The following is a 5542-nucleotide window of genomic DNA, read 5'->3' on the forward strand; positions in this document are numbered from 1 at the left end:
GGCACCCCCGCTGCCGATTCACTAGATCGTGTAAGAAAAAGGCCCCGCACCTCATCGAGGTGCGGGGCCTTTTCGTTCGAGGACCTAGTGGTCCTCGCCGCGGGCGACCGCGTCCTTCAAGCGCTGGTAGGACCGGATGACCTCGGCCTCGGCCTCGACGCGGCCGACCCAGCTGGCGCCCTCGACGCTCTTGCCGGGCTCGAGGTCCTTGTAGACCTCGAAGAAGTGCTGGATCTCCAGGCGGTAGAACTCGTTCAGGTGGTGGATGTCGCGCAGGTGCTCCGACCGCGGGTCGTCGGCGGGCACGCAGAGCAGCTTGTCGTCGCCGCCCTTCTCGTCGGTCATGCGGAACATGCCGATGGCGCGCGACTTGATCAGGCAGCCGGGGAACGTGGGCTCCTGGACGATCACCAGCGCGTCGAGCGGGTCGCCGTCCTCGCCCAGGGTGTTGTCCACGAACCCGTAGTCCGCCGGGTACTGGGTGGCCGTGAACAGGGTGCGGTCCAAGCGGATGCGACCTGTCTTGTGGTCCATCTCGTACTTGTTGCGCACACCCTTGGGGATCTCGATGGTGACGTCGAACTCCACTGCGCGTCCTCTGCTTCGTCTCGCCTCGTCATGCTGAGGTGACGCCGCGTGTGCGACACCCTCTGCCGTTGCGCCACTAGTGTGGACTACGACGACCACCCGGCTCGCATCGTGGTGGGTGTGAGATTGCCCTTAGCAGACCAACGGAGGATCGCGTGCCCGGACCTGGCGACCCCGATTCCGGTGCGCCGGACGAGCTTTCGTGGCCCACCGAGGACGACGACTCGGGTGTGTTCGAGATCGCACCGGAGCAGCAGACCGTGTCGTTGTCGGGCTCCACAGCGGACTCCAAGTCGGACGCTGAACAGAACCCGAAGCCCGACACCGAGCCGGAGCCGAAGCCCTCGACCTCCTCGGACGTCAAGCCGGGACCGAAGGCCTCGACCGACCAGCCGACGGTGACCGTGCCGGTCCCGCCGAAGGCGGAGCCGACCCCGAAGCCGGACCCCCAGTCGGAGGCGAGGTCGGAGCAGCCGACCACGACCGTGCCCCTGCCGCCCAAGGCGACGGTGCCGATCCCGCCGAAGAAGGGCCCGTTCGACCCGCCGACGGTCAAGGTCCAGCGGCCCAGGCCCGCCGCGCCGAAACCGCCCGCACCGCGTCCGGCCGATCCGCCGACCATGCGGATCCAGGTCCCCCGCCCCCAGCCGAAGCTCCCTCCGCTGTCCCCGCCGCAACGGCCGCAGGTCCAGCTCGACCCGCCGCCGCAGCGCGCGATGCCGGAGCGCATCCCCGCGCAGGCAGAGGCCGCCGTCGAGGCGAAGCCCGCCCCGGACACCGCGGAACTCGAGAAGACGCCGAAGTCGAGGAAGAAGCCGCTGCTGCTCGTCGGCGCGCTCGTGCTCGTCGTGGCGCTCGCGGGCGGCGCGGTGTTCGCGGCCAACCAGCTCGAGTGGTTCGGCGGGGCCGCCGCGTTGACGACGCAGCCGCCCGCCCCGCCCGCGAAGGTGTCGCTGGCGGTGAAGGGCGTCGCCAAGGACGCCCCGACGCCGAGCGCCTCCGGCATCAAGTCCGCGCTGTCCGGGCCCGCCGCGGTGGGCGCGCTGGCCCCGTTGACCGGGGTCGTGATCGACCCGGCGACCGGCACGGCGCTGTGGCAGCAGGGCGACACCACGCCCGCGATCCCGGCGTCCACGATCAAGATCCTCGCCGCGGCGGCGGCGTTGCTGTCGCTGGACCACACCGCCCAGCTGTCGACCAAGGTCGTGCAGGGCGACACGCCCGGCACGGTGGTGGTCATCGGCGGCGGCGACCCGACCCTGTCCTCGCGCCCGGCGGGCACGACCACCGTCTACCCCGGCGCCGCGACGCTCGACGACCTGGCCGCCCAGGTCAAGGCAGCCACCGGCGGCACGCCGATCACCCAGGTCCAGTTCGACCTCAGCCGCTACGCGGGCGAGGGCGTGGCACCGGGCTGGGACCCGCTGGACATCCCCGGCGGCTCGGTGACGCCGATCGTGCCGTTCATGACCGACGGCGGCAGGCAGGACACGCAGAACCCGGACAGCCCGCGCACCGCCACGCCCGCGATGGACGCCGCCACGGGTCTCGCCCAACGGCTCGGCGTCGGCAACGTCGTCCCCGGTCCCGCCCCCACGAACGCGAACCCGAAGGTGCTCGGCGAGGTCAAGTCCGCGCCCGTGGACCAGCTCGTCGAGAACTTCATGCAGATCTCCGACAACGTCCTGGCCGAGGCCGTCGCCCGCGAGGTCGCCAAGGTCAACGGCCAGCAGCCGTCGTTCGACGGGGCCGCGAAGGCCGTCCGGGACGTGCTGACGAAGAACCAGTTCGACCTCGCCGGAGCCACGTTCGTCGACGCCAGCGGCCTCTCGCCGCAGGACAAGATCCCGGCGAAGCTGCTCGGCCAGATCCTCGAGGTCGCGGCGAAGCCCGACGCGAGCGACCCGCGCACCGCGAAGCTCCGCCCGCTGCTCACGGCGCTGCCGGTCGCGGGCGGCAGCGGCACGCTGGCCAACCGCTACGGGGACGTGGCGGCGAGCGGCAAGGGCTGGGTCCGGGCCAAGACCGGAACCCTGACCGGCGCGAACTCCCTCGCGGGCGCGGTCGTGGACACCGAGGGCAAGCTGCTGGTGTTCGCGTTCATGTCCAACAGCCCGGAGAGCAAGGACGTGGTGCGCCCCGCGCTCGACGTCCTCGCCGCCACGCTGCGTGGCTGCGGCTGTGCGTAGCCGGATCACGCAGGTAGCGTCGAAGAGGTGAACGCGGCACCGCAAGCCCGTGTGGCACGACCGGGCGAGACGACGAGCACCCCCGTCGACTGGGAGTTGGCCGCGTCCACGGCCGCGCGCCTGGTCCGGCCGGGCCCGATCATCCCCAGAGCCGAGGCCGACGTCGCCGTGCACCGGCTGCGGGAACTGGCTCCCGAGGCGGAGGTGCACGTCCGCGAGCTGACCGGCCTCGGCCACGGCCTGCCGCTGCTGCCGGGCGAGGTCGTGGACCGGCCCGCGTGGGCGCGCGCCGCCGTGCAGGGCCTGTCCGCGCTGACGGACTCCGCGATGCCCAGGGCGAACGGCCCGTTCGGCGGGGTCATGGCGAGCACGGCCGGGGTGCAGGCGGGGATCGTGCTGTCGTTCCTCAGCTCCCGCGTGCTCGGCCAGTACGACCCGTTCGGTGCGAACGGCGCCGGGCGGCTGCTGCTCGTGGCGCCGAACATCGTCGGCGCGCAGCGGGCGCTGGACGTGCCCGCCGAGGACTTCAGCCTGTGGGTCTGCCTGCACGAGTGCACGCACCGGCTCCAGTTCACCGGCGTGCCGTGGCTGCGCGAGTACTTCGCGTCGCAGGTCGCCGACCTGCTGGCGGCCATGGACTCCTCGTCCGGCTCGATCACCAAGCTGCCGGAGATGGTCCGCGAGTTCCGCAAGCGGATCCGCGACACCGAGGGCCCGATGGGCTTGATCGAGCTGTTCCAGTCGGCCGACCAGAAGGCCGCGATCGACCGGCTGGTCGCGCTGTCGACGCTGCTCGAAGGCCACGCCGACCACGTGATGGACGCCGTCGGCCCGTCCGTGGTGCCGTCGGTGCACACCATCCGCGACCGGTTCACCGAGCGCCGCAAGGGCGGCGGCGTGCTGGACCGGGCGCTGCGCACGCTGCTCGGCGTGGAGGCGAAGGTCCGCCAGTACGCCGAGGGCGCCGCGTTCACCGGGCACGTCGTGGACGCGGTGGGCATGGAGCGCTTCAACGTGGTGTGGACGTCGCCGGAGACCCTGCCGACCCGCGCGGAGATCACCGATCCGGCGGAGTGGCTGCGCCGCGTCGCCCCGTGAACCGTCCCGACCCGGCCGTGTCGGAGGTCCGGACGGCGGTGCGGCGGTTCCTGGACGAGGTCGACGCGTCCGGCGGGGTCGCCGTCGCGGTGTCGGGCGGCGCGGACTCGCTGGCCTTGGCGGCGGCGACCGCGCACGTCCTGAAGGGGACGACCGTCCGCGCGCTGGTCGTGGACCACGGGTTGCAGGCCGGGTCGGCGCGGGTCGCCGACCGGGCCGCCGAGCAGTGCCGCGGGTTGGGGCTGGCAGCCGAGGTGCTGCGGGTCGTCGTCGAGGGCGGCGGCGGCCCGGAGGCGGCCGCGCGGCGGGCCAGGTACGCCGCGCTGCGACCGTCGGACGGGCTGGTGTTGTTGGGCCACACCCGTGACGACCAGGCCGAGACCGTGCTGCTGGGCCTGGGCCGCGGCTCGGGGCCCCGGTCGATCGCGGGCATGAGGCCGCTCGACCGGCCGTGGGGCCGCCCGCTGCTCGGCGTCACCAGGGCCACCACGACCGCCGCCTGCGCCGCGCTCGGGCTCGACCCGTGGCACGACCCGCACAACACCGACCCGGCGTACACCAGGGTCCGGCTGCGCACCGAGGTGCTGCCGCTGCTGGAGGACGTCCTCCAGGGCGGGGTCGCCGCCGCACTGGCCCGCACCGCCGCCCAGTTGCGCGACGACAACGACGCCCTGGACGCGCTGGCGGAGGCCTTCGAGGGTGATCCTGCCGACGTTGCGTCGCTCGGCGAACTACCCCCCGCGTTGCGCCGCCGGGTGATCCGCCGCTGGCTGCTCGCGTCGGGCACGCCCGAGTTGTCCGATTCGCACGTTCGGGCGGTAGACGCGCTGGTAGCCGGGTGGCGAGGCCAAGGTGGAGTGTGGCTGTCCGGCGGGTTGGTGGCGCGGCGCGCACATGGCAGGCTCAAGCTAGACCCAAGGCAGTCATGACAGAGGGGACACCGTGTACGACGGCGACATCGCCTCAACCCTGATCACCGAAGAGGAGATCAGGGACAAGGTCACCGAACTCGCGAAGAAAGTCGCGGCCGACTACCCCGACGACGGTGGATCCGATCTCGTGCTGATCACGGTGCTCAAGGGCGCGGTGATGTTCATGACCGACCTGGCGAGGGCACTACCCGTGCCGGTCCAGCTGGAGTTCATGGCGGTCAGCTCGTACGGCTCCTCGACGTCCTCCTCGGGCGTCGTCCGCATCCTCAAGGACCTCGACCGCGACATCGCCGACCGCGACGTCGTGATCGTCGAGGACATCATCGACTCCGGACTCACGCTGTCGTGGCTGCTGAAGAACCTGGCCTCGCGCAAGCCGCGCTCGCTGGAGGTCTGCACGCTGCTGCGCAAGCCCGACGCCGTCAAGGTCGAGGTGCCGGTCAAGTACGTCGGCTTCGACATCCCCAACGAGTTCGTCGTGGGCTACGGCCTGGACTACGCCGAGCGCTACCGCGACCTGCCCTACATCGGGAAGCTCGACCCCAAGGTCTACGCAGATTAGTTTGGTCGCTGCTCCGCAGACTCCGGGCTCGGCCGCCTTTTAGTCGGCACGTCGAGCCTCGATTTTTTCGAGCAGGGCAGAGACTCCGTCCCCGCCCTGCTCGAAAAAATGGTGACCCGACCTACCGACGCGGCCTCGCGCGGTAGTCACCCTGGTGGGAACGTGAATACGAA

5 protein-coding genes are annotated in these 5542 nt (G+C 71.7%); 4 read left to right on the top strand and 1 reads right to left on the bottom strand.

The window, feature by feature from the left end; translation table 11 throughout:
• Nucleotides 1–84: 84 nt before the first annotated feature.
• The gene (locus tag ACFWW9_RS45675; protein WP_390389853.1) at nucleotides 85–588 is read right to left on the bottom strand and encodes an inorganic diphosphatase; all 504 of its coding nucleotides are present in this window, start codon (nucleotides 586–588) and stop codon (nucleotides 85–87) included.
• A gap of 155 nt (nucleotides 589–743) precedes the next feature.
• Here ACFWW9_RS45675 and dacB point away from each other — a divergent pair, with 155 nt between their 5' ends.
• Genes dacB through hpt form a run of 4 tightly spaced genes read left to right on the top strand, consistent with a single transcriptional unit; the run spans nucleotide 744 to nucleotide 5369 of the window.
• On the top strand, nucleotides 744–2777 hold the full coding sequence (dacB, locus tag ACFWW9_RS45680) for a D-alanyl-D-alanine carboxypeptidase/D-alanyl-D-alanine-endopeptidase (RefSeq protein WP_390389854.1): 2034 nt from the start codon (nucleotides 744–746) through the stop codon (nucleotides 2775–2777).
• Nucleotides 2778–2804: 27 nt separating this feature from the next.
• Nucleotides 2805–3875: a zinc-dependent metalloprotease gene (locus tag ACFWW9_RS45685; protein WP_390389855.1), complete on the top strand. Its 1071-nt coding sequence runs from the start codon at nucleotides 2805–2807 to the stop codon at nucleotides 3873–3875.
• Entirely contained in the window at nucleotides 3872–4804 is a 933-nt protein-coding gene (gene tilS, locus ACFWW9_RS45690; RefSeq protein WP_390389857.1) for a tRNA lysidine(34) synthetase TilS, read from the top strand. Before ACFWW9_RS45685 ends, tilS begins: the two co-directional genes overlap by 4 nt.
• A gap of 13 nt (nucleotides 4805–4817) precedes the next feature.
• Entirely contained in the window at nucleotides 4818–5369 is a 552-nt protein-coding gene (gene hpt / locus ACFWW9_RS45695) for a hypoxanthine phosphoribosyltransferase (RefSeq protein ID WP_390389859.1), read from the top strand.
• Nucleotides 5370–5542: the final 173 nt, after the last annotated feature.

Origin of the sequence: Umezawaea sp. NPDC059074, from assembly GCF_042738955.1 — a bacterium.
Taxonomy (GTDB): domain Bacteria; phylum Actinomycetota; class Actinomycetes; order Mycobacteriales; family Pseudonocardiaceae; genus Umezawaea.